This window comes from Crateriforma conspicua (assembly GCF_007752935.1).
In the GTDB taxonomy this organism is placed as follows: Bacteria; Planctomycetota; Planctomycetia; order Pirellulales; family Pirellulaceae; genus Crateriforma; species Crateriforma conspicua.
In genome coordinates, this window is the sequence record NZ_CP036319.1 from 1110681 (window position 1) to 1136345 (window position 25665).

General features: G+C 58.1%; 21 protein-coding genes. 4 read left to right on the forward strand and 17 right to left on the reverse strand.

The annotated features are described in order from the left end of the window. Positions 1 to 38: 38 nt before the first annotated feature. The 3 genes from Mal65_RS26925 (at position 39) to Mal65_RS04045 (ending at position 5818) form a co-directional block, all read left to right on the forward strand. Positions 39 to 617, forward strand: a complete 579-nt coding sequence (locus tag Mal65_RS26925) for a hypothetical protein (RefSeq protein ID WP_196784551.1) — start codon at positions 39 to 41, stop codon at positions 615 to 617. 551 nt (positions 618 to 1168) lie between these two features. Further along, positions 1169 to 2431 carry a hypothetical protein gene (locus Mal65_RS04040; protein WP_145293876.1) on the forward strand — a complete coding sequence of 421 codons (1263 nt, stop codon included), beginning with the start codon at positions 1169 to 1171 and terminating at the stop codon, positions 2429 to 2431. A gap of 165 nt (positions 2432 to 2596) precedes the next feature. Continuing rightward, on the forward strand, positions 2597 to 5818 hold the full coding sequence (locus Mal65_RS04045; RefSeq protein ID WP_145293880.1) for a serine/threonine-protein kinase: 3222 nt from the start codon (positions 2597 to 2599) through the stop codon (positions 5816 to 5818). 40 nt (positions 5819 to 5858) lie between these two features. Here Mal65_RS04045 and Mal65_RS04050 read toward each other — a convergent pair whose 3' ends face one another. The 17 genes from Mal65_RS04050 to Mal65_RS26335 form a co-directional block, all read right to left on the reverse strand. Further along, positions 5859 to 6593, reverse strand: coding sequence for a PEP-CTERM sorting domain-containing protein (locus tag Mal65_RS04050; protein ID WP_145293883.1), 735 nt, complete (start codon positions 6591 to 6593; stop codon positions 5859 to 5861). A gap of 198 nt (positions 6594 to 6791) precedes the next feature. After that, the gene (locus tag Mal65_RS04055; RefSeq protein WP_165701049.1) at positions 6792 to 7664 is read right to left on the reverse strand and encodes a tetratricopeptide repeat protein; all 873 of its coding nucleotides are present in this window, start codon (positions 7662 to 7664) and stop codon (positions 6792 to 6794) included. A gap of 103 nt (positions 7665 to 7767) precedes the next feature. Beyond that, the gene (locus tag Mal65_RS04060; protein ID WP_145293885.1) at positions 7768 to 8310 is read right to left on the reverse strand and encodes a ubiquitin family protein; all 543 of its coding nucleotides are present in this window, start codon (positions 8308 to 8310) and stop codon (positions 7768 to 7770) included. After that, complete coding sequence (gene gspL / locus Mal65_RS04065) at positions 8307 to 9641, reverse strand: type II secretion system protein GspL (RefSeq protein ID WP_145293886.1); 1335 nt, start codon at positions 9639 to 9641, stop codon at positions 8307 to 8309. Before gspL ends, Mal65_RS04060 begins: the two co-directional genes overlap by 4 nt. 33 nt (positions 9642 to 9674) lie before the next feature. Next, the gene (locus Mal65_RS04070; RefSeq protein WP_145293887.1) at positions 9675 to 10394 is read right to left on the reverse strand and encodes a hypothetical protein; all 720 of its coding nucleotides are present in this window, start codon (positions 10392 to 10394) and stop codon (positions 9675 to 9677) included. Between the two features lie 27 nt (positions 10395 to 10421). Further along, positions 10422 to 11417, reverse strand: coding sequence for a hypothetical protein (locus tag Mal65_RS04075; RefSeq protein ID WP_145293888.1), 996 nt, complete (start codon positions 11415 to 11417; stop codon positions 10422 to 10424). A 4-nt stretch (positions 11418 to 11421) separates the two neighbouring features. Next, entirely contained in the window at positions 11422 to 12042 is a 621-nt protein-coding gene (locus Mal65_RS04080; protein ID WP_165701050.1) for a pilus assembly FimT family protein, read from the reverse strand. After that, positions 12039 to 12467 (reverse strand): type IV pilus modification PilV family protein, encoded by a 429-nt coding sequence (locus Mal65_RS26330; RefSeq protein WP_165701051.1) that lies wholly within the window; start codon positions 12465 to 12467, stop codon positions 12039 to 12041. The genes Mal65_RS04080 and Mal65_RS26330 overlap by 4 nt, the downstream gene beginning before the upstream one ends. Positions 12468 to 12475: 8 nt before the next feature. Beyond that, positions 12476 to 12997, reverse strand: coding sequence for a prepilin-type N-terminal cleavage/methylation domain-containing protein (locus Mal65_RS04085; protein ID WP_145293890.1), 522 nt, complete (start codon positions 12995 to 12997; stop codon positions 12476 to 12478). Positions 12998 to 13007: 10 nt separating this feature from the next. Then, positions 13008 to 13442: a type II secretion system major pseudopilin GspG gene (gene gspG, locus Mal65_RS04090; RefSeq protein WP_145293892.1), complete on the reverse strand. Its 435-nt coding sequence runs from the start codon at positions 13440 to 13442 to the stop codon at positions 13008 to 13010. A 92-nt stretch (positions 13443 to 13534) separates the two neighbouring features. Further along, positions 13535 to 14740 carry a type II secretion system F family protein gene (locus Mal65_RS04095; protein ID WP_145293893.1) on the reverse strand — a complete coding sequence of 402 codons (1206 nt, stop codon included), beginning with the start codon at positions 14738 to 14740 and terminating at the stop codon, positions 13535 to 13537. After that, entirely contained in the window at positions 14740 to 16311 is a 1572-nt protein-coding gene (locus tag Mal65_RS04100; RefSeq protein WP_231131276.1) for a GspE/PulE family protein, read from the reverse strand. Before Mal65_RS04100 ends, Mal65_RS04095 begins: the two co-directional genes overlap by 1 nt. Before the next feature lie 55 nt (positions 16312 to 16366). Next, a complete protein-coding gene (locus Mal65_RS04105) occupies positions 16367 to 18823 on the reverse strand; it encodes a secretin N-terminal domain-containing protein (RefSeq protein WP_145293897.1) in 2457 nt (818 codons plus the stop codon). 190 nt (positions 18824 to 19013) lie between these two features. Continuing rightward, the gene (locus Mal65_RS04110; RefSeq protein WP_145293899.1) at positions 19014 to 20486 is read right to left on the reverse strand and encodes a DUF1501 domain-containing protein; all 1473 of its coding nucleotides are present in this window, start codon (positions 20484 to 20486) and stop codon (positions 19014 to 19016) included. A 73-nt stretch (positions 20487 to 20559) separates the two neighbouring features. Next, a complete protein-coding gene (locus tag Mal65_RS04115; protein ID WP_165701052.1) occupies positions 20560 to 22311 on the reverse strand; it encodes a DUF1800 family protein in 1752 nt (583 codons plus the stop codon). Positions 22312 to 22554: 243 nt separating this feature from the next. Next, the gene (locus Mal65_RS04120) at positions 22555 to 24135 is read right to left on the reverse strand and encodes a bifunctional folylpolyglutamate synthase/dihydrofolate synthase (protein ID WP_145293904.1); all 1581 of its coding nucleotides are present in this window, start codon (positions 24133 to 24135) and stop codon (positions 22555 to 22557) included. A 167-nt stretch (positions 24136 to 24302) separates the two neighbouring features. Continuing rightward, positions 24303 to 24452 carry a hypothetical protein gene (locus tag Mal65_RS26335; protein WP_165701053.1) on the reverse strand — a complete coding sequence of 50 codons (150 nt, stop codon included), beginning with the start codon at positions 24450 to 24452 and terminating at the stop codon, positions 24303 to 24305. A gap of 158 nt (positions 24453 to 24610) precedes the next feature. On the opposite strand from Mal65_RS26335, the gene Mal65_RS04125 reads away from it, so the two are divergent. Continuing rightward, a complete protein-coding gene (locus tag Mal65_RS04125) occupies positions 24611 to 25663 on the forward strand; it encodes an ABC transporter ATP-binding protein (RefSeq protein ID WP_231131277.1) in 1053 nt (350 codons plus the stop codon). Positions 25664 to 25665 lie beyond the last annotated feature (2 nt).

Below are 25665 nucleotides of genomic sequence, written 5' to 3' on the forward strand. Positions count from 1 at the left end.
GCATCCAGTTTGACGTGCCAAAGCCGGTTGCAAAAGCGATGCTACGTTTGGGTATGAACTTTCCCGCGATCCTATCGATGGCCGAATTGGACCGATCCAGCCTGTTGTTTCTGGGCGGCATGGTGATGCTGGGGTGGGTTTTGGCCCGCCGCACGATTCGGTCACGTCGACGTTCGGTTCGCCAACAACGTGAAATGGACCACGCCACCGCCAAGATTCGTGGCGACCATGCCACCGCGGTCCCGTTGTGCGACGCGCCGGTCGAAACTCAACGCTGGCAGGTCGCCATGTTCGATTTGCAGCGGGAATTGAAAGGCGATCTGGATACGCGGATCGCCATCGTCCAGGCGTTGTTGCGTCAGGTCGACGAACGTATCGCAACACTGCAAAGCATGTCGCCAACCGACCAAGCCCCCCTGGCGACGCCGACCGCAGGCGGCAGCCGATCCCAATCGAACGGGGGCCAATCGAACGGGGGCCAGCATTCGGTATCCATTCCGCCAGTGTCGTCCCAGGATACGGACGCGTCCCAGGATACGGACGCGTCCCAGGATACGGACGCGTCCCAGGGGGCACCGGCCACCGCTTCTGTCGCGCATTTGCCGGAAACGGACTGACCTCTCTGGCGCGCGGAGAAAATCGCAGACTGTCGCCCTTGTCGCCGGAAAAAAGGGTGTCGGCTGACGTTCGCGTTTGATCGACTTCCGGGCGGCATGATTGATATTCTGTGGGGTGTTCCTGGCCTTAGTTGGCGGCTTAAGGGGACTGGTGGCGCTTCCTGGTGTGATTGCAGCGATCGTAGGATGTGATTTGAGTTAAATCACCGTCGGTCGGGTGTTGCGACGGGGGGCACGTCGTCTAATCTGAAACCGAAAGAACATCAGCCACGCATTGGAACTGTGGTAATCACAGGAAGGTCGTCGGTTGCATGGGCGCCCGGCAGCATTCTGCATGTTCCGGTCGTCTGCATCCGCCGCGATTGAACGCGTCGTGACCTTTTCAGATGTTCTTCCTCGGATCACGCCACGGGGATCCCACGCACCGGCTTGTTTGGCCAAGATCGAATTCGAACGAGTACATCTTGGTAAGTCGATGCGTTCACCCACCGCATCCGTTCGCTTTTGACATTGAGCAATTTTGTATGACGCACGCGAAACGAACCCGCCTGATGGATCGATTCGGCTTCGGCCCCGTTGTCGTTGCCTTGGGAATGACCGTGATGTGTGGAGGCCTGACGGTTTCGGCACAGGAAACTTTGCGTCAAAAGACGCTGGTCGCCAACGTGGTCGTGCAAGACGAGCCGATGCGATTGCCTAAGGACAACACGGTTGCGTTCACCTCGCGTGCGCCCCGGATTCAACTGGATGTCCAATACCTCGCGGACATCGGTTCGCCAAGCGAGACACAGTTGACCGTCGTCACCCCCAATGGTTCCACCCAAGAACTGACGCCGGACGGCAACGGAAACTTTGTTTTGTCCAATCCCGTTAGCGGTCTGTACGCCGTCGTCGCCAAAACCGCCACGGCGATCGCCTCCATCCCGTTCTACGCCAAGCAAGTCGGCAATCTGGACGGGATCAGCAACGCGGACAATACGGTCACCGTCCCCGTGATTCCTGATGGGCGCGCGGTGAACGATCGCTTGGTCGAACAATACGTTTCGTACACGGAACCGAAATCGGTCGACCCGATCCGTTACGACTATGACGAATCCGATGACCACGGATACCAAGTTCGACTGTCCGAAAACGGCCGTTTGCCGGGACAGATCATCATTCCTTCGGATCGTCCGAACACTCGCGGTTTGCTGGCTGAAAATAACGTGTTCTTGATCCGCAATGGCGTGCGTCTGCAAAGCGTGGTTTCCGATGCTCGCGGTCAGTTCGCGCTGGCCGGTTTATCACCCGGCGTGTACGGCATCGTTGCTGCCGGGCCGGCCGGATACACGTCGTTCAGTTTCGAAGCGTTGCCGACCGATTCCTTCGCCAGCGACAACACGGTCGATTCCATGCAAGACGCCGGATTTGTCGCCGCCAACGCAGCAGCCGAACCCGCGTCGGTCCTGCCGGTCGTCATGGTGCCCCCGGAATTGGTCCCCTCCGTGGTCGAAGCCCAGCGACGTGATGACTTGCTGGGTGCCGATGGCGTCTTTCCTGCCGAAGGCGTCGGAACGCCTGTTGCCGGTAGCGGTGCGGCGCCCGCGGGCGGCGGATTCGGACCCGGTGGCAGCTATGGCGGCGGCTACGGCGGTGGTGGTGGCGGCGGCTTTGGTGACCTGAGCGGTCTGCTGGGGCTGGCCGGATTGGCCATCCTGGCCGACAGCAACATCTTCGACAGCAACGACAACGACTTTAATCAGGGACAGCCGATCCAGCCGGTCCCGCCGCCGATCAGCCCCGCGGTTCCCTTCACCATCCAAAGCGCCTTTTAGCCACGGCGTTTCTCCCGCTCTGTCCGGCGTGCGGTCACGCCGCCGGCAGCATCTGGTGGGGGCCGGCTGCCGCAAAAGAATGGACTTTTGAATCCCAGTTTTTGGGGGCAGCTGATATGCTTGAACGAGTGAATCCTTTTGCACTCTCAGGCAGTCCTCCAGGCCGTGTCCAACAACGATCGAGACGACAACAGCGACCGTCGGTCGGAATCCGCATCGTCCGATGAATCGGTTGTCGGGCGTCCCGTGGATTCCAAAGGATCGGGGCAGTTCGATTCCCCGGACGCTCATGATTCCGAGGACGCGGCGTCGTTGGACACGATCGACGCTCAGACGTCGGACTCCATGCTGGATTCCGATTCATTGCCTGAATCGGGGATCTCGAAACAGTCCGACGCTGCCACTGACGAAACGTCATCGCCCGACGATCTGCCCACGATCGCACCGCCACCGGACCAAGAGTCGAACGATTCGTCCGAGGATGGATTATGGGCGACCGAATTGTCCGAAGCCGATCTTCCTATCGGCGATACCGATCGCGGATCTTCCGGCACGGCACCGACGATCGATATTCCGGCGGAATTCACCGCATCGATGGCCGATGGATTTGACAGTTCAAACGCGGCCCATCGGACGCTTCCCAAATCCATCGGCAAATTTCATGTCGTTCGCGAACTCGGACGCGGCGCGTTCGGCGTTGTTTATTTAGCGCGTGATGAGGCGCTGGACCGCAAGGTCGCCATCAAGCTTTCGTTGGTGGAAGACGTCGCCTATCAAAAGCGATTGTTGGTCGAAGCGTCGAATGTGGCCAAGGTCGAAGGCGATCATATCGTGCCGGTGTTGCATGTGGACCGGACTGAGTTCGGTGCGGTGTACATCGTCCAAAAGTACATTGACGGTTGCACCTTGGGCGACTGGGTGCGGCGGCATGACCGACCGTCGCCCGGGCAAGTGATGATCTTGATGTATCACTTGGGCTTGGGGCTGATGACGGCGCATCGCCAAGACATGCTTCACCGGGATCTGAAACCCGACAACATCTTGTTGGACGTGAATGGGGTTCCCTGGATCGTTGATTTTGGATTGGCGATCAGTGAACAGGAACAGGTGGGGCGACGCCGCGAACTGGCCGGGACGCCGCCCTATATGTCGCCCGAACAGATCCGCGGCCGCGTGGATTTTATGGATGCACGTTCCGACATCTGGGCATTGGGCGTGATCTATTACGAGTTGCTGTCTGGCGGGCTGCCATTTGCGGGCCGAACACGTGATCAGTTGGCGGAACAAATTTGCCAGCGCGATCCCAAACCGCTGCACCAACGGGATCCTGATCGATTGACCGAGGACATGGACGCACTGTTTCGGCGGTGCTGCGCCAAGGAACCGTCGCAGCGGTTTGCTTCGGTCGATGAATTGTCCAATGGCCTTCTTGATTTGATCCGGCAACATGCCAAGCCCGAGGATTTTGAACGGCCCTTGGGCTTGGATTCGGTTCGTGCCACCGTGACGCCGTTTGATCGTGGGTCTCCCTCGGCTCGCACGGGGCTTTCCACGTTGCGTGACAGTCTGGTGTCGCAGCGCGGCGTCATGACCGATCAACGCACCTTGGTCGGCGGGACGTTGGACGGTCTCCCGGATCGGAAACGAAAGCTGACCGGATTCGCCGCAATGTCGGTGGGGATTGCGTCGCTGATTATCGCCGCGATCTTTCATCAGCCGATTTTGGCGCTGCTTCGGTCGCCGGATCCATCGACGCTGGTTCCCGATGCCGGACCGTCCACGGCGGTTGCCGGCGGCTTTGCCGGTGATCGTATGGAATTGGAAATCGGGGATCCCGAGACTGCGCCGGAGGATGCGTCAAATTCACCGATGGATTCACTGTTGGTTCCCCATGATGCGGATGCTGGGCCTCGACGCGTGGCCGTCGACGGTCCGGCCAACCACCGACGGATTCAAGAAGCGATTGATGCCGCTGCGGACGGTGAAACGATTCAGATTGCCGCCGGCTATTATCGCGAATCGCTACGCTTGCAACGTTCGATTCGATTGGAAGCGGCACCCGATGCGCAAAGCCGACCGGTCGTCATCGGCGACGGCGCATCGCCGGTGACCGTTGATGGTCAGGCAACGGTGACGTTGACCGGATTGGAAATCGCAGCCAGGGACTTGTACGAAGACGCGTCGGGCATTCCATCACCATCACGCTTCAACACGATCGAAGTGCTGCAGGGGACCCTCGGCCTGAAGGACTGCGATATCAGCAAGGCCAGCTTTGGGGACGATGACAATTACAACGCTGTCAAAGTTCATCCGGCCGCGTCGCTGGCGTTGCTGTTGTGTCGCTTCGGGTCGTCACCCGGTTTTTCCGTCAGTGCAAAAGACGCGTCCTCGGTTCAGATCAGCGATTGTGCTTTCACCGCTAGCGGTGTCCAGTTGGTCGCCAGTCCCGCTGTGATCAGTGGGGCTCAGTTCGCCGGAGACATCGGTATCCAGGTCCAAGAGCCGACCGATCGCCCGGTTCGCCTGGACGGTTGCCAGTTCAATGCGGCACGTCAGTTTGCGGTGAATGTCACCGCCGGAGGACGCTTGGCGATGTCGGGCAATTCTTTTGAAGACTGTTCCCGCGGTGTGTGGATGGTCCGGCATGATCGCGATTCGCTGATCGGGGACCCAGACGCCGACGTCACGATGCTGCCACCGGTCGTTCAAATCACCGGGGACGTGTTCACGCGGTGCGACACGGCAATCGACATGTCCGGCGGTCAGCTGAAAGTCACCGGCGACTGCCAGATCGAAGGCGGCGGGACCGCGGTATTGATTCAGGCGGGCGACGTAGGGATGGACAATGTCCAGATCCGAGAGAGCCAACTGGCCGGGATTCGAATCGCCAAAGACGCGGGGCAAATCGAACTACGCAATGTCAAAGTCGATGCGGGGCGTGACACCGGGATTTGGATTGAAGCTTGCGAGTCCTGCAAAATCCTGGACAGTCGATTGACCAATTGCATTGCGGCGGGTCTGACCCTGACCGGTGGGCGTGCGGAGTTGGACGGATTGACCGTCACCAATTCCGGCGTGGGCGTTCAAGCATTGCAATCCGCTGCGGTGGACAAAGCGGTGCGGATGGAAATCAGCGATTGCGACCACGGAATGATGTTCCAACCCGATGCCGAACATGCCATCGAATTGGCGATCCGCGACAGCGTTTTCGATCGCTGTGGGACCGTGGCGATCTATGCCAGTCGCGACGTCAACCTGACCGTCGCCGACACCGAATTTCGATCCATCCCGGGCCCACGTCAGTTCTACGCAATCAATGGGGCCCAAATCAACGAAGCCAAAGTCAACAAAGCCCAAGGCAACGAAGCCCCGATCAGCCAACCGTGACGATTGTCCATCATCGTCACGTCTTCCCGAACGCTAAAGCTTAGGATCGACGACGACGCCGGCGTGCTCGCCATGCACCGACGCTTGCCAATCCACCCAACAGTGCGATCGACCCGGGTTCTGGAACCGCACTGGCTGAAACGTAGCGAATGGAATCAATTCCAAAGTATCCGGAGGCACCAGGTGCATCGGGCGTCAGGATTTCAATCGAGTCGAATACCGTATCGGAGTCTGTCACTCCGAAAAAATACTTAAATCCAGTTCCCGATCCTGTTGGATTCACCTGTTCGTTTGAAAATGCACCATCGGTGAAATCAAAAGTTTCGCCATTCGCACGGACTTGCACGTCGTTCGGGAACAAAAGCATCTCCGGTGAAAGGAATTGTAGGCTGAATGCCGAAAAACCGCCTGGACGCGATATGGTGAAGCTGACTCCTTCGCCGATCAATTCTTCGGTATCGTTACCCAGGTAGCCAGGTGCAGTTACCGGGTCGTATCCAAACTGGCTGGTGGGGCCGTAGACAACACGCAGTTCATCGGCTGCGAGCCCCATCTGATAGGTGAACTGAAGGCCGTCGAATATTTCACCATCGCTGATCGTTTCGTCGGCCAGCACGGAATCAAAATCAACGACACTGACGGTGGATCCAGATACTTCAGTATTGAACGCACCTTCATCCAAAAAACGGGTGGGTACAGCGCCTGCTGTGTGGCAAAACATCAGCGATACAACAAGCAGGCCTAGGGCAGCGCGCAGCAAGGTTTGAATTCGCATGAGAATCAAGAAGAGGAGAAGCTGTGGGGAAAGGACGTCGTCGACAGGTGAACTGAAGACGACCCTTCAATTTAGTCCAAACCCTTGAGGCTGCCATGAGTTTTCGTCTGCCCTGCTGGCGGGTGGGTTCGCCGTTTGGGACCGGGTGGGCAGAGTTTGGCAAGCATCCGGATCATCGACTGATGCCGCCGGTCGCGGCTACGGAACGGCGGGGGCGGACAGCGGTGCTGTGGGCGGCTCGACGACCACCGGTTCCGACAGAACCTCCGCTGGCAACCATTCGACCTCTTGAGGTGTCAACACGACCGATCCATCGTCCTGCTCATCGCGCGGGCCCTCTTTCGAAGCCGACAACGATTTCCAGCCATCGGAATCGTTTGGGTTTCCGCGATCCAGCAACGGATTGAAGTCCAAGGCCAGTTGATCATGGACCCACCGAAGCCAATCGGGGCGGTATTCGATCATGGCCAGTTGTTGCAGTTGGGCGTGAACCAGTTCACCGCGGTCACCCATCCGAACCTTGCTGCGGACCAGATTGCCCAGGTACTTCGGCTCGTCCGGCGACAACTGGGCCGCTGCCGCGTAGAACTCGACGGCTTCCCCTGCGCGTCCGCCGGCCTCCAACGCCATGCCCAGGTTGTTCAGCGGGGTGGGATCTTCCGGACGCAACATCACCGCCGTGTCAAAAGCGGACGCAGCCTTGGCCAATCGGTGTTTTTCAAAGTAGACCAGCCCCAAATTGTTGTGCGCCCTGCCGTGGGTCGGGTCCAATTCCACCGCATGGATGAAGTCCCGCTCGGCCAAATCCAATTTGCCATGGCGGTAGTGTTTCACGCCCGATTTGAACGCTGCATGTGCCTTGGCATTGGTTACCGGTGACGCGTCGGCCGACACGACATCAAACGAGTTTTCTGGTCTCAGCCAACTACATCCGCCACAGGCCAGCGCCACGATCACCCACAGAAACCACCGGGGAATCCAACGAGATGCTGCCTCAAGCGTGCCGACTTGATGTCGATGACTCGCCGCCACCGGGACGTCGTCACCATGATCGCCACGGACGTCATTCACGCCAATCCATCGATCTTCGTTGGTGGCGGTGTACCAGCACATCGGTGGACGAATCGGTCCAGTCTATCGGTCTCGCGGAAGCACCCGGAATGGGTGGACAACATCACGAGTCGCTTATGGGAGAAAAGATCAATTGGGTCAAGGTCAGCTGGGCGTCCCAGACCTCCTGGTTTCTCTGGTTTGCGGTCGCGGGGGTCAGGTTCAGCTGGGGTACCGCCATTCCCTGCTCCGGATCGGGCAAAGCCCGCGCGAAGACGGCCAGCTGCCGCAACGTCACACCACGCAGTTCAATCAGCGTGGTTCGAGTCGTGTAGTCCGATCGCGGCACACGACTGGGAGCCTGCGGTTCGACGGACATCAGTTGGGTTGGAGCCGTGGATGACTGTTCCAGCGCGGCTTCAATTCGCACGGCCAGATGGCTGGGAGATTCCGCTTGCAACGCCGCAACCTTGGGACGCCGCGCGGCAGCTCGAATGTCGCTCGCCCATTTGGAAACGTCGGCTGCATCACTTCGTAACTGCGTCAGTTGCGCCTTGGTGCTTCGGTACCGGGCAACGCCCAAGACGATCGCAATGGATGTCAGTCCACAGACCATGACCCAAAAAAACGTCTGGACGTTGTGCGCGGGTTCCTTTGTCTGACTCATGGCGCAAAGTTTCCTTCGAACCGAGTCCGGACTTGTTGCCGCGTGATCCGTGCGCTGGATGGTGGCTGGATTCGAAAACCCTCGCTCACCCAAGCGTCGGCAATCGCGGTGGCATCGGCATAGTCGTCCAATCGCAAGTCGGCGACGAATTCAGATTCACGGATGCGGAGCGATTCAATGGCAAAGGAAACACCATCGGGCATCGATTCCAACAGACGCAAAAGGATTGGCATGGCGCTTGTCGGAATTTCCACCTGCGACACGTCTGCCCTCTGGCCGAGAGCACGACGCTGTTCGCTACGCATTCGCTTGACAATGGCCTCTGGAACTCTTTGCCCGGGAAAGGTCCGCTTGAACTCCTGTCGCATCGCTTGATAGGCGACGTCCGATTGCTGTTGAAGCTGCGAAGTCTTGAACCAAACCGAGGCGGCGATCAACGCCAAGGCAATGAGTGTCGACAAAGCAAAACAACGCAATGGAAAACGAACATTGCGCAGCCGATCGTGTCGGGCCAGGACTCCCCTGCGTAAATCAAACCAAGGGCGATGCGACCGTATTTGAAGCATCGCATCATTCAAGACTCCCGATACATCAAATTGCAACTGAGTCGCACCGGGAATAGCCGGCAATGATGCTGTACCCTCCGGTGCATGGAGTTGGACCACGGGCAATGCAGAATCATCGTCCGCTAGAGTGTCAGGGAGCGATTCAATCCATGGGTGGTCGCCGGACGGCAGTAGTCGCCACTGGACCGGGCGTCCTGATTTCAGTGTAAACAATTCCCCTGTCAGACCGCCGGAAAATGACGGCGACGGCATGATCAGATGACACGACTTGGGAACGGGGCGACACGCGATGATCTGCTGCAACACCAGCATCGAATCGGGGGTGACGGTCATGACAGGGATTCCGTTTTGTTCCAACAGATCCACCAACGGTTCCGCCCGTGACGTATCGATCGCGACCAGCGTTCGATGTGTTGCGGTTGTGCTTTGCGCGACTTCGATCTGTTCGGCGTCGATCGGCAAGACGTCTTCACAAGCAAACTTCAGCTGTTCATAGGATGAACCTGCGTCGGTGGCTAGCATGTCAGCCGACAGTAAGTAACAGTCCATGGATCCGATCGTCACCGCAGCAGATTCAGATCGACCCTCGGTCCGCTGGGCAATCCATTGGCGAATCGTTTGGCCGTCTTGATTCCGCAATTCATCCGGCCACGGCGCATCGTGGATTGCTGTCGCGAATTCGTTTCCTTCCGCGGCGCACCAACGAGTTGAACCCTCTTGGGTGACCACTTCAACGGCCTGGTCCAGGAATCGAACAAGCATCATCTGTTTGCCATCCAAGATGTTTTCAACCGTCGACTATTGACCATTCAGCCAGTCCAGTTCGTCTTCCAATGACAGGTCGTCGATATTGTCCGCTTGAATCGGATCGCCGACCGGTGGTGATGCAGGTGCGGTGTTAGGCAACTCCGATGCGGCGTCGGAGTTGCGAAGAGGCTGTGGTGGCGACGTTGGGGTTGCGAGCGGTGATCGTCTCGGTGGGATCCGGACCGATGAACCAACGGGGGTTTCAATCCATTGGTCTTGGGATTGCATTCGAACCCTGCGCGAATCGATGGAACGAACGACTATGGCCGGGGTTACGGATGGAATCGCCTCACCGGTGCGCAGGAACAATAGCCCCTCCTGTTCCGACATGAAAATGGCAATATCGTGTTCGCTTTCGACGGCAGTGCCCAACAGACGCAGCCCCAAGATGCGAGGTACGGGCCGTACGATTTTTGCCGCGGGCGGTGTCGCAGGACGTTTCGAGGTCGGTTTCTGTGGCTTTGGTGCGGTCGCCGCTTCGTACTGTTTTCCTTGAAACCGGCGACCCCATAGCGACTGGAATTGGTCCAAGTCGATCGGCGGCGTCTGGATCCGCGGTCGTGTTTCCTGATTCAGTTGCCGCGGTTGGGTACCACTGGCCATCGCTTCGACGTCCGATCGCGACCACGCGACTGCGATGATTGAAATCGCAACCCAAAATGCGGTTCCCATCCACAGCCATCGTTTTGTCCGGTCATCGGTGGTCGACATGTTGCAGAACCAATCGGCATCACAAGTTTATGGATAGACGAATCGTCGCGTTTGGTAGATGCCCGCATCATCGATCCGGCGAATGGCCAGTGATTGGCGACGGCATGATGGCCCGCTGGCTTCGATCCAAAGTGAAGTCGCTTGGCTGGCGTCGGCTAGCCGTTGGCGTAGTGTCTGTCGGTGCTGCTGATTTGTAATGGTTTGATTCAACACCAGTTCAACTTGGCGAAGGGAAGTGTCGGAAATCCGCTCCGCCAGACGTCTTGCCAATCCATCTTGCACCACATCGCGGCAGACGGCAACGATGGCTGCTTCATCCGCCGACCAGACGTTCAGTCGACCGCTGCCGAAGATCGTCAAGTTTCGGCTCAGTTCCGCCAAGACACGTAGACTGCCCTGCTGTTGAACGATCTGGGACTGATCAAAGACTTGCCCCCATGAACGAAATGCCGGGGGCATGTTGGCAATGTCCACGGTGGGGACGGCCGAACTGTTGTCGCCAAGTCCGTTAATGCGTGACTCGTCACGCTGCGAATCCTTCGCAGTGCGATCGGCCAGGCTTTGACGTTCGGGGGCCAAGGCCAGCCATCGGTATTGCATCGGCTGAACCATGTCTTGGACCAGGCGTTGGCATGCACGTTCGCCGGCAAAATCGTAAACCGCGTTCAGGTTGGCTTTCGCGTCCTCGTTGGATAGCAAGAGATCAAACCTTTGGCCGCCCAGAATGATTCGGTCGGCGACGATGGCACGCTGTGGTTTGTCAGCAAACATGGGTCCAGCGTTGACGTCGTCACGTGCGATGTTCGTGGCAAATAGCCCGGCGGAGGCGGGAAGGATGGCCTTTTCTAAGCTTTGTTGCCCCCAGGACTGTTGGACATCCTCGTTCAAACGAATGGTCATGCGTTGGAACATTGCCGTCTGATTGGCCGTCTGTACCAGTATGACGCTGCTGGTGATCAACGCGACCAGCACGATCAACAGGACAAAGGCCGCGGGGCGATCGCGACGTGGATGTGACTGCATTGGACTAAAGACCCTCGTGGTGTCGTATCACCAATGCGATCTGTTCCATTCCCCGTGAATCGGTCAGGCGAATTCGAATCACCGGCGGCATAACATCGGATCGCAGGTCGTCTTGCCACAAATCATGTGTCACGTCCAGTCGGCCGATGTCGTCCGAAATCGGCTCGACTTGATAGTTCACCATTCGACCGGTCAACGGATCGGTTTGCCATTGATGCCTTAACAGCCATCGATTGAAGCGATCGTTGGTACGCTTGCTTTGTCCTTGTGAAATGGGGATGACTTGATAGCGGACTGTGGCCCAGCGGCCGGTGGGCGTTCCAATAGACGTGTCGCGGTGGATCAATCCAGACAGCTGGACACCATCATTCCACCACTGGATGCGATCAGCGTGGATAAAGTCACGCCGCATTTGATCGCCGATCAGCCGCGGATTGATCGATGTTCGAAGGTCGTCGCGGATGTCGTTGGAAGCGGTGATGATCTGGCGGCCGGCAACCAAAACGCACGCCGATGCGATCACTGATAACACCACAGCCACGATCAGTTCCATCAAGGTGAATCCGGGATGCACCTTGCCCATCGCCAAAGTGGGACGCCGCGGTCGAACGTTCGACTGATTCATGGCTGGTACGGCCTCGGTGCGGTGCGGCGATTGTCTCGGCGAACGTATTCGATCGATGCCAATGGTTTGTAGGTTCCGTTGGTGCGGAATTGGACAATCTCCAAACGCATCACGTCGCACCAGACGCCACAGATTGGGCGACGATCCAATTGGCGTGTCTGGTATCGCATTGTGTCGTGTCCCACTATCGGGCCGGCGACCACACCGGGTAAGCCTGCCGGCAAGTCGATCCATTGCGACATGAGTTGGTCGGCGATCTTGATTGCTTCATTGCGGTCTCGGACCTCGGTGGCGGCAACACGGAATCGGCTGATGGCCAACAGCACGGACACAACGATGGTGGAAAACAATGTGATCCCGACGACGACCTCGATCAGCGTGAAGCCTTGCAAAAGGCGGCGAGGTCTTGTTGTCGTAAACGTCACTTTTGAAATCACTCCGTCGTCACCGCATCCGAGGTGTAGCCAAATCGCAAGGTTGAAAGCACGGCTTCCAATTGGGATTGTGATCGCAGGTGACGAACCTGTCCGCTTAACCCCATCACCAGCACCCATTCGGTTACATCACCGCACCGAAGTTCCATCAGATGCGTGCGGCTCTGGCCATTGGCAAAGTACTGCACGCGGTTGTCGCTGGGACGCATTTCCGCTGCTTCCAAAACTTGCCAACGCTTCAACTGCAGGCCCGACGGAATGGCAAGATGTCGGTCGGCTGCGATGAACGTCAGGTCACGCTTGGGACGCAAGGCGATTCCGCCGGAACGATTCTGTTTCGCGGCTTCGTGGCGTTCAACCTGTTCGAGCAGCAGAAAACTTTCGATCCATCGCTCGGTGGTGGCTTTGCGAATCAGCCCGCGAGTTGAACCAATCGCGATCCCGGCGACCAAGCCTACCAAGATCAGGACGACGACCAATTCAATCAGGGTGAACCCGCGGCGGCCTTTCAAGATTTTCATTCGAGACAATTCAAGACACGCTAAGGTTTTCGCTGCTGATGTCTTGGTCGGCGCCGTCGCCGCCTTCACGTCCGTCACCACCCAATGACAGGATTTCAAATGGGGATTCGTCGGCCGGGCTGATGTATTCGTAATCGCGCCCCCATGGATCCTGGGGTACCGATTTCAAGAAACCGTCTGGGAAACTGTCGGTTCCCTGCGACAGAATCTCAATTCCCTCTTCGCTTGTCGGATATCGTCCCTGGTCGGCGTAATACGTCTCCAGTGCGCTCACGATGGTGGCGATTTCCGCTTTCGCAGCGTTCTGCTTGCTGGCAATCAAATAGCTGCGGGTTTGGATTGCGACCAAACTGCTAAGCAATCCGATGATGACCATCACAACGATCAATTCGACCAAGGAAAAACCGGTCTTTGTGCGTAAGCGATGGTGGTGAAGTGACGACATGACAGGTGATGCGATTCAGGTTTCAGAAAAGGAAAGTCAGTTCAGTTTTGACGTGTGTGCGTGCTCGTGTGACCGATGGCGAAGTATGGATTTCAGGTGACCTGGCCAGCCTGCAAGATGGGTAGCATCGTGGCGACCAAAAGAAAGCCGACCAGAACAGCCATGAACAAAATGAGGGTGGGTTCCAGCATAGTGGTCAGACGAGACGTGGCGCGTTGAACCTGTTGATTATAGTCGTCCGCTAAACGGATCAGCATCTGGTCCAGTTCACCGCTTTCCTGGCCGACCGCGAAGACGCGGATGGCCAAAGGAGGAAACAAGCCTTGATCTTGAAGGGCTGCGGCAACGTCTCCACCGGCCGACAAGTCGTCGACGCATTTGGCTAGTGTTCGGCGTAGCGATGTGTTGCGGGTGGATCGTGCAGCCAGTTGCATGCTTTCACGCAGCGGAATGCCGCTGCGCAGCAGCATTCCCAACACCATAGCGATCCTTGCGACGTTTTGTTTGATCAGAATCGGACCGATCACCGGCAATTTCAAAACCTGGCGATCTATCCAGGTTTTGCCCCGTTCGGTCGATAGTATCCAAACGCCGATCACCAACAACGCACCTGATGCGACCAACAGCATAAGGCCATTGTTCACCAAAAACGTGCTGATGGATTGAGCGATTCGAGTGGGCCAAGGAATCTGCGTCAGCGTTTCTTGCAAGTTTTCAAGAAGTGGTGGCAGCACCCAGGTCATCAAGAAAATCATCGCCGCGACCCCGAAGGTCAACAAAAACATCGGGTACATCAAAGCGGTCGCAACCTTGTCACCGAATTCGGCCATGCGTTGCTTCAGCTGCGCAAGTTCGTCAAGCACGGCGTCCAAGTTCCCGGCATTTTCGCCCACCTCGGCAAGACGCACGGATGCGGCGTCAAAGACATGGGGTTGCATGGCCATCGATTCGGCCAAGGAACGGCCGGCCGTCACGTCATCGTGTATCCGGCGAAGAGCGATCCGAAGGCCACCACGATACTGGTCGGCCAAGGTGTCAACCGCTTCGTCGATGCCCATGCCGGTACGCAACAGCATGGAAAGTTCGTGGGCGGCCACCGCCCACTGGGTACGAGCACGATGTTGCCGGACGTACTGCAACCAGGACCGCTGGGCGGATTCGTCAATTGGCCGGATCGCTGTGACGGTGACGCCTTGTTGTCGCAGTGAATCACGTCCGGCCCGCGCCGATTCCGCGTGGATGCTGCCACGCAGTCGTTTGCCGTCGGTCCCCGTGCCTTGATAACCGAACACGGGCATTACGTCACCACATTCCCGTCGGCATTCGGTTGATTGACGACCGTCACGCGGGCAACTTCCTGGGCCGTGGTCAAGCCTTGAGCGATTTTGTGTTGTCCGTCATCGCTAAGCAGTTGCATTCCTGCCGCCTGTGCGGAATCGCGGATCGTGCGGGCGCCGCTGCGGTCTTGGATATGTCGTCGAATGATTTCATCGACGACCAACAGTTCGAAAATGCCGATTCGACCACTGTATCCGGTCTGGCGACATTGGGAACAGCCGTTTGCGCTGACCGGTTCTGGTTCACCACCGGGCATCGTCCGGCCAGCAGTTGTTTTACAATGTGGGCACAATGTGCGAACCAAACGTTGTGCCAGAGATCCGACAAGGGAACTGGCCAACAAGTAAGGCTGGACGCCAAGGTCCAGCATTCGGGTGATTGCGCTGGCTGCATCGTTGGTGTGCAGCGTGCTGAAAACCAAATGGCCGGTCAGCGATGCCTGGATAGCCATGGTCGCAGTTTCCTGGTCGCGAATTTCTCCTACCATGATCACGTCGGGATCCTGACGCAGCAGACTTCGCAGCCCCGAGGCGAACGTCATCCCTTTCTTTTCATTAATCTGTGTTTGGCTGATCCCGGGAAGTTGATACTCGATCGGATCTTCGAGCGTCAGAATGTTGGTTTCCGATGAATTCAGCGTTTGAAGCGCACCATACAGGGTCGTGCTTTTGCCGCTTCCCGTTGGTCCGGTCACCAGGATTAATCCATGATCCACGGAGATAAGTTGTTGCCATTGCTGCAGCATGGCCGGTGGCATGCCAAGTTCATCCAGCGTGTAACGACGCACGCTTTTGTCCAGCAGTCGAATGACGATGCGTTCGCTGTGGCTGGTCGGTAGTGACGCGATTCGCAAGTCGACATTGCGATCGCCAAGGGTCACCGTTGCGCGTCCATCTTGCGGCAGTCGTTTTTCCGCGATGTTCATTCGACCCAGGACTTTGATCCGGCTGATCACTTCTTCCTGAATTGATTTTGGCACTTCCACTACATCAAACATCACGCCATCGATGCGTTGTCGGATTTGTAGGCGGTCATCCCGAGGCTGGATGTGCAGATCCGAAGCACCCGCGACGACGGCATCGAACAGTAATTGGTTGACCAACTGGATGACCGGAGGCCGACGGTCGCTGTCCAACAAGTCTTCGGGGCGGATGCTGGTACCGATGGTCGGTTCGCCGACACGCTGGGTATCGATGGAATGCAGCAAGTGTCGAGCGTCGCGATCGCGTTGCGCGTAGGCTTGATCGATCTTGGCCGCGACGACATCAGCGTCACAACGAATCGGTTGCACCGCAGTTCGCAGACGCCGAGCCACGATATCGCACTGCGGCAAGGATCGTTGGTCGCCGATCGCCAATAGCAACCCGGCTGATGTTTCTGCCGAACCCGACGCTGTGGGGCGAACACCAATGATCTTGTGCCGTCGGGCGTGTTGGATCGGAATGCGATCCAAGAATACGGGGTCGCCGTCGAAACGATCGAGCGAATCTTCGAAGCTCAGTTGGTCGAAAGGCAACACCGACAGAAGCACCGGTTCATGAATCGTTGGGTCATTGCGGCCGGAAGCGATGGATAGAGTCCGCCGTTTATGGGATCAGTTCAGGCCGGCTGGACGGATAGTCACCGGGCAAACACTGTTCGCTTAGTTCATTTTGCGACAGATACTTCAGGTCCGCAAACCGCGAATCTCGCAACACGATGGGGCGAATGAACAGAAAGAAGGATGTGGTCGAATATCCGTCGTCGGTGCGACTGGTCAATTCCCGGATAACGGGAATCTTTTCAGCCCATGGGATTCCGGCAAAGTTGTGGGCTTCGCTGGTTCGTTTCAGGCCCCCCACCACCACGGTTTTGCCGCTGGGGATGGTGACGATACTTCCGACGCGATCAATCTGGCGTGGCGGGGGAAGCCCGTCGGCACCCTGTCCGGAAAAGGTGCTGAATTCGACATCGAATTCGAGCTGCAAATGATCGTCTTCGTTGATGTGCGGTGTGACGGTGATGATCGTCCCGGCCGTCTGGTCGCCTCCCAAGCTGGTCGTCGCAACCGTGTCCGATGCGTTGACACTGGCAAAGGGAACGCTGACCACGCTTTCCAGTGTACCGGTGCTGTTGTCATTGACCAGGATCTTGGGTGCCGCCAAGACGCGTGATCGTTCGTGCTGAGCGAGTGCACGCACAACGACATCGGCGACTTCGGGGTCGATCAACGTTCCATTGAATCCCAGCCCCGGAATGATGCGCAGGGCTCCTGTGTCCGGATTGACTTCACTTAGGCCAAAAGAACTGAACTTGAACAAACGCTTGATGCCTTCGCGGTCACCGACGGACACTTCCACCCCCAAGGTGTAATCATCCGACGTGCTGACGGCGATGACTTTCGCTTCGATCAAAACCTGGGGACGTCGTTGGTCCAACGATTCGATCAGCTTGGCATACATCGGCTGGACGCCGGCGGGCGCGAAGACGATCAGACTGTTGGTCGATACATCGGCCGATACTCTGGCTCCGCCCGGCAGCGTGGCCACGCCGCCACCGGCCAGATAGCCACCAGCGGTTTCGACGCCTGACGCGAATCCACGTGCCATGCCGTTGGCCTGCGGACCGGCGGCAAGGGTCGGTTGTGCCAACGGATTGTTGGTGGTGGGGGAGTCTTGGTCGAACCGAGATCCACTGGCCGGCGGCAGCGGCAGTGAAGTCATTGGGACGGTTTGTCCCGTCGCAGTCGCCAGGGGCGAAACCAAATTCGGTCCGGCCAATCCCATTGGCGTCACCGCGTTAAACGCGGTCGGCGCGATTCCGCCAAACGGCCCAAAGCCGGAAGCGGTTGCATAGGGGCCTGCGCCGACCGCCTCCTGCAACGCCAGCAGTGAGTAAAGGACGTCGATCGCGCTTGCGTTTTTCAGCTTGTAGAATTGAATCGGGCTGCCATCGCTTTCGACAGCTTGGTCCAACTGTTCGATCAAATCGGCAATTTGGCGATGGACATCACTGCTGGCACGAACGATCAGCAGATTGCCTTCTTCATCCACCGTTGATTGATAGGCCGATTCGCTATCGTTGGGCGGTTCGATGAAGCCGCCAATCAGTTTGTCGATTCGCTGCGCCGAGGTATTGCGGATTCGATAGACCGACGTTGTCACTCCCAAGGCGACGTCCAGACGCTTCAACAGCGATTCGGCCTTTTGAACCACTGCGGTGGAGCCCGCGACGATGATGCGATTGCCCAGCGGCTGTGGGATGATTTGGATCTGTCGCGTATCAATGTCGTTGTCGCCGGACGTCTTCAGCAATCCAATGACCTGTTCGCTCAATCGATCCGATGATTGATGTTTGGCTTCGTACAACAGGAATCCGGCCGAACCCGCCGGCTTGTCGATCAGGGTGATCAAATCCGTCAAGGTTTCGATGGCCGCGGCATAGTCGGTCACGATCAGAGTGTTCGAACCGGGAACGGCCGAAAGGTTGGCTGATGTGCCGCTGAGAAAGGGTTGCAGAACTTGAGTGACCGATTCGGCGCTCAAGTTTTCAAGCACGAACACCTGGGTGATCGGAGTGGCCGGATTGGTTGGCGACACGACCCGCGGTGATGCATCGGCCGGGGCCGACTGCAAAGGCGGATTGATCGTGACGGGATCGGCGATCGAAGTGGCTGGCCCACGGATCCCCGGTTGAACTTGAGAAACCGACGTCATTTGGTCGGCGGGAATGATCCGCTTCCATCCGGTTCTGGGGTCTTCGATCAGGACCAATTGTTCGGTCCGCAACACATTGCCCAACAGAATCGGCAGTGAACTGACCGGTAGGGTGCCGGGAGATCGCACCGTCACCTTTCGGGCCGCGATGGCATCGTCGTATTCGATACGCAAATTCAGACGACCGGCGATGTACCCGATCAACGCGTCAAGCGGGACGGTACCGTCCAGGTTCAATTCAACATCGGGGCCGGGGGTGTCCACGACCACGGGCCGCGGTAGTTCCTGTTCCTGGCTCTGCAATCTCGAACCCCAGGCACCGATCCAAAACAGGATCGTCGCGGCCACGAAAACCAGCGACGGCTTTCCCCGGTGCGCCCCGCGCAAACCGTCAGCGACGTGTCGGTGGGTTGTGGCTGGAAAGGTCACAAACGGACGCCGCGATCGAAGGTAGGGATGTCAACGTATGGATGTCCACTACCAAGTCGGGACTTGCGGCGTCAACGTGTGGTTTTCCGCAGCCGCCAAGCCAAGCTCGTCAAGCCAAGAACCCGATCGGTGCCGATGATCCGCCGCTGGCGTAGAAATTCCGGATGTTGGGCAGAACGTCTTGCAGCGTTTGGTTGTTGGGAATGCCGAACCACATTGCCAGTTCGGCGTTGTACTCATCCACCGATGTCGTTGGAATCAAACGCCCGCGACCGACATCCAAGTCATTGTTCAGTGCCAGCGATTCGGGATAGTCACCGTAGGTGTTGCCGCCCCGGACCGCACCCCCGATCACGAAATGGTTGCCGCCCCACGCGTGATCGCTGCCGTTGCCGTTGGAGGACAGTGTCCGGGCAAAGTCGGATGCGGTGAAAGTGGTCACGCAATCGGCGACCCCCAATTCTTCGGTTGCGCGATAGAACGCGTGCAATGCTTGGCTGACTTGCGGCAGCATGGCGGCTTGATTGTCGATCACTTCGTCGTGGTGATCCCAGCCACCGGCGGACACGAAAAAGATCTGCCGTCCTTGTCCCAGCGTCTGGCGGCCGGCGATGGTTTTGGCCACCATCTCCAGGTTCTCGGCAAGGCGATTTTCGGCGGGAAAGGTCGTGTTCAAGGTAACGTCGGTGGCCGAATTGAATGCATCGGCGGCGTCGATGCTGACACGCTTGGTTTTTGCCAAAGTTTGCTGCAGCAGATCGCTGTAGATTTGCCCCAATTCACTGTCGGCGGTGGACGGATACATGTGATCGATGACACGCCGGTAAACGCGGTCGCGTGCGTTGTTGTTCCCATACCCGTACAACGGTGTGGCACCACTGGTGTTGACCACGTAGGGAACGATTTGCCCGCCGGTTTGAAACACGTTCAGTGAACCCAACGCGATGTTCATCGCGATGTTGGGATTGTCATTGGTGGTGGCGTTCAAAATGTCCGCCATGCGTCCACCCCATCCGGTGACTTGTGAACGAGATTGGGGAACGGACGTTTGCCAATGCTTGATCAGGTCGCTGTGTGAAAACAAACCCAACGGCAATTTGACGGTCGAGTAGTTGGACTTGTCGGTGGGGAACACCAAGCTGCCGACGTTGGCGACCACGGCCGCATTGCCTTCGTTGTACAGCGTCTGGATTTCCGGCATTCCGGGGTGAATGCCCAGTGTGCGTCCGCCGGGTGATGACGAGTCCGTGGGGATCGAAAGCAGGTCTTCGCGCGGCAGCGCCAGGTTGGTGCGGATACCGGCGTACGCATCGTATTCGCTTTGCACGTGCGGCGTGATCATGTTGTAGCTGTCGACACCGCCCAGCAAAAACACACACACCAATGCTTTGTAATCCGACCCACCGGTGGTATCCGCCGCGACCGATTGCGTCAGTTGCAAATTCAGGATCTGGGACAGAATTGCCGTCGATGAAAGTGACGCGCAACCGCCCGACCATTTCAGGAAATTGCGGCGTGACAGTGGATCCAGCTGAAAAGAATTCATACTGGACAGGGTGGCTTCGCGGCTTTGGCGTTTCATGGCGGGCAAACTGAAAAGAAGAAGACGAGAAGAACGGCAGGAGCGATAAGCCGCGTGGGTGAACGGGGATGACTTATTCGACAATCATCCCGGCGGGAGACATCAGCACGGACAGAATCGCACCTCGTGTCCGTTGTTCGACATTGGTTTCCTGTTGCAATGCGTCGACCAACGCTTCGCGAAACTCATTGGTCATCGTTCCCGCGCACAGTGTCATGTCCAAGTGTTTGGCCAAGCCCACCGGATCTTCACCCAGTGTTTCCTCCACCGAAAAATCCATCGGCAAATCGACATCGTGGCGGCCCGCCTTTTCGTTGTTCACCGCGGTGTAATCGGCATTGGCATCGGCAACGTCGCCACGAATGCGGTTGGCCATTCGGTTGGCGACGACGGCATCGAACAGTTGAAATTCCGGAGCGTAGATACTGCCGTTGGGGATTCGCGATGATGCCTGATAGGCGGTGATCGGACCGGCCGGTTGGAAATCGGGCAGGTAAAAGTTGAAAACGCTGGGCGATCGATAAGGGGCTTGAACCCAGTTGTAATCCAACGCGGGCAAGCGATACCAACCATCGGGTTCGGGAGAACTGAATCGACGCAGGAAGCCCGCGTACATCACCACCGGTTCGGCCAACCGACTGCGTTCGGTCCCGGTCGGTCGAACGATGATTCGGACGGGACGACGGCTGCGCGATACACGAATCGAATTCCAACACTCGCGGTCCAGCAGGATGGCTTTGATGACCGCCTTCATGTCGCCTTTGACACCTTGGCCGTTGTCATTGAAGACCGCCGCGACCCGACCCAAGTATGCGCGGGAGGGATTGGACCGAACCAATCGCTGGATCAACAAGCGGCTGATGAAAGGCGCGACATTCGGATGGGCGTACAGATTGTCCAATCCCGCATTGATGTCCGCGACGCCGTTGGGATTGGCGGGCAAGGTGACGCCGTTTAGCAGTGTCTTGGGATCCTGGTCGTGCGAACCGTCGAACATCATCATCGGGTTGTGCAGGTCGCGGCGTCCGTTGGTGATGGTCCGGCTGCCTGCGAACGTCAGTCCCGTAAACAAACGGGCAAACGCTTTGATGGTTTCGTTGTCGTAGGTCGGGATATCGTTGCCTTCGGCGTCGACTTTCAATTGGCCATCGGAATCCATTTCGTACAGGCCGATTGAAAACAACTGCATGATTTCGCGGGCGTAGTTTTCATCCGGAAAAACCCCTTTCGATGGGTCCCCCTTCTTGTTCCGCAGGTGACTCAGGTACGTGCCCATGACGGGGCTGTAGGTCACGTCCCCCAGCACTTCGCGGTAAGTGTCGTCGCTATTTTCCAACAGCATGTCGTAGTAATTCGACAGCCCCAGCCAGTCGGCATTCTGGTTGTTATCCAAACCGCGGTTGTTGAATCCCGCCCCCTGGTTGCTGATCACACAGATTTGAATCAACGCCCAGGCGATTCGTTGCTTCAATTGATCCGGGGCGGTGATCGCGATGTGCCACCATGCGTGGTCGCGATAGCGAGTGATGTTCACCCCGTCTTCGTTCTCCGCCCAGCCGTCGGCCGCCATCATCGCTCGAGCGGTGGCAACGTGAGATGTGGGCTCCATCGCAAATTGATCATCGATCCATTCTTCCGCGGCGGCGGTGACGCCGATCTGGCGCATCCGCATTGTCATCGCGTCGATCTCGTCCTGAGTTGGGCCGAAGGTGGCACGCTGCAGAAACTGAGTCGCCCGCACGCGGACCATCACATCGATCATCTCGTTGCGACTGAAGACTTCGAAATCACCACCGTGGGCGGAGGTGCCGTCGAGGCAAGACATGACGGCGGTCAAAAAAATGACACACCGAACGCCGAGTCGCATCGCCATGCGTCTCTCCGGTAAAGCAGACAAGGAGTAGATCAGAGGAAAAGTGGACCGCCCATCGTCCAGAGCTCATTGCCCCACATCCAGCGGAACATGCGCCGAAGTGAAAACAGCGGCGGCAAGCCAAAAGTACCCAGCCAATAAGGTTGGTGAGTTGGCCCTTGGGCGGTTTCACCGTAGCTGTGGACTATTTTGTCGTCAAATCAGGGTTTCGATTTGAATCCCACGCCGGATCTCGTCGGCGAGAAAGAAAGACCCACAGACGACCACCACGCCATCGGGGCCCGCGGCACGACGGGCCAAAGCAACCGCGTCTTGGGACGATTCACTGGATTGGACGTCGCGGAACGATTGTGGGGGGACCGCGCCGGCCAGTTGGTCCAGCGGCAGGTACCGCGGATTGTCTTGAAATCGTGTCAGCACCAAGCGATCGGTCAGCCGGCTGAGCACGCGAAGCATTGATCCCGCATCTTTGTCCCGGCTGGTTCCGAAGACGATGACCATGTGGCGCCGGCCATGGGCCGAAGGGCCGAAACGGTGTTCAAGCGTCGTCACCAAGGCGGTGATCGAATCCTCGTTGTGCGCGGTATCGATGATCAACATCGGTCCGTCTCGCAACCCAAAACGCTCGATTCGTCCAGGCAGATTGATCGAATCCCAAGCGCGGACACATCGTTGAATGTCCAGGCTGGGTAGCTGCCTTCCGGCTGATTCATCGCCCGGTGTCAATGGACCACCTGCCAGGATTTGCAGCGATTTGGCAGCCAACGCGGCGTTTCCCGCTTGATGCATCCCTTCGACGCCCAAGTGGAATTCCAGCTTGGCCGGCGGCGGACAAATGCCGTTGTTTCCGGCGGGGGCCGGTAGATCGAACACTTCGACTTCGCTGCCCCACGCTCTGGTGGGCCGACAGCGAAAGTCAAAGTCTTCGCCCAGCGTCAGCAGTCGCGTGCCGACTTCACCGGCGATCCGGCGGATGACCGGTTCGGGATCATCGTCCGCCTGGATGTCGCAGGTCACATTATTGTCCGGATGTGGGGTCTGGCCGGGGGCGGTGTCGATCCCGGGGCGATCGTCTGTTCGACGTCGGACACCGCTGATGACCGGAACGCCCGGTTTGATGATGCCCGCTTTTTCCGCGGCGATGGCGGCTTTGGTATGCCCCAGGACGCTCTGGTGATCCAAGCCGATGCTGGTGATGACCGATAGGCTGGATTGGATCACGTTGGTGCTGTCCAGGCGTCCGCCCAGCCCGACTTCGATCACTTGGGCCTGGCAGCCTTGCTGGCGAAAGTGCAGCAGGGCCAATGCGGTGGTCAATTCAAAGAACGTCGGTTGGCCGACCTCTTGATCCGCCATTTGTCGGCAAATCGGAATGGACTGTTCGATCAGATCGTCCAGCTGGTCCGGCCGGCAAGGTTTCCCGTCAATCCGGAAACGTTCTTCCAAGTGGTGCAAATGCGGGGACGTGTAAAGGCCGGTGCGTACCCCGGCGGCGGAAAGACCGGCGGCAATCATCATTGCCACGGATCCTTTGCCTTTGGTGCCCGCGATGTGAATCGTCGGGATCGGAGCCGATTCGGGTGCCGCTTTTTGGTGCAGTAAGTCGGCCAGGTCCAAACGCCGCAGTAGGTCTCTCATCCGCTGCAGACGAAACTGGAAATCTTGCGTCCGCGCCGAAGGACGTTCGAAATTGATCAGCCCCATCAGAAAGTCGACGGCGGGCCGCTTCGATGACGTTTCGGGGGAAGCCGCCAACACGGACGCGGCGGGGCCCATCGCCGCTGGTCGGCGCGACGATTCCGGTGCGATGTCTGGTGAGCACGCGGCATCGTGTGGGCTTGCGGCGTCACGCGATCCGGCCGCGTCACGCGGGCCAGCGGGGGGGACTGATTCTTCCACGTCGCGGCAACGAGAGAGAAATAATACGGAGAAGACGGGTTGGGTCAGTTGGCTTTGACGCCGGCACCGGCCATTTGCGGAAACGCACAGCCCTGAGCCGAAACGCGTTTCATCGCGTCGAGCACGGACGACTGAATGTCCAAGTTGACCGGTTCAACGGCCTCGATGGCAAGCCCCAATGTCGGGCCGATCATGGCCGAACCGTCATGTCCACTACGACGGCCGGGGCGAATCCGAATTTTCTGGTCGTCGAACCCCGGTAGCCTCGATTGCGTACGCAGGCTCGGAGTCTATTCTAGGCCCGCGATTAATTGCATTTTTCTTCGTGATCTTCTTGTCGGAATCGTTTCCCGTGGCAAATGACGCAGCGGCAGTCGCCGAATCTCAACCGGACTCCCACACCGATCCCACTTCGGCTCCGGCAGGGGCCCCGGACTCGGGGGTGGTGATCGAGACTCGAAACCTCAGCAAGGTGTACCGCGATTTCTGGGGGCGTCGCAAAGTCAACGCCTTGAAATCGCTGGATATCGAGGTCCGCCGGGGCGAGATCTTCGGTCTGCTCGGACCCAACGGAAGCGGCAAGTCGACCACGATCAAGTTGATCCTGGGCCTGTTGTTCCCCAGCAGCGGTCGGGTGTTGGTGTTCGACAAGGATGCGTCGGAGACCCAAAAGAACGAACGCATCGGGTACCTGCCCGAAGAATCGTACCTGTACAAATTCTTGACCGCCGAAGAGACACTGGATTTCTATGGCCGGCTGTTCAACATGTCGGCGGCCGACCGCAAGCGACGCGTCGCCGAGTTGATCCAGATGGTCGGTCTGCACGGGGCCAAGCACCGTCAGTTGCGGGAATACAGTAAAGGGATGACCCGACGCGTGGGTCTGGCCCAAGCACTGATCAATGATCCCGATTTGATCCTGTTGGACGAACCGACGACCGGTTTGGACCCGATCGGGACACGAGAAATGAAGGATCTGATCCTGAGCCTGCGGGACCAGGGCAAGACGGTTCTGTTGTGCAGCCACCAGTTGGCGGACGTCCAAGACGTTTGCGACCGCGTGGCCATCCTGCACCAGGGCGAATTGAAAGAATTGGGACGTGTCACGGATCTGTTGAAAGTCCAGGACGTCACCGAAGTCCACGCCAGCGGTTTGTCCGATCAGGCCAAGCAAGAAATCGCCGAAGTCATCCAGCGTCATGGTGGCGAGGTGAAGTCGATCGATAATCCGACCGCGACGATGGAAGACCTGTTCTTGAACATCGTTCGCGAAAGTGAGGCTCGACCGGGAGCCCGCCGCGTTTCTGCTCCGGCGACCGGTGAAAACCAGGCCGCGGGCGAAGGGCCCGATGCCGGCTTGCGTCGTGATGACGGTGCGTCCGCTGATGATCAGGCGGAGGGCTAAGC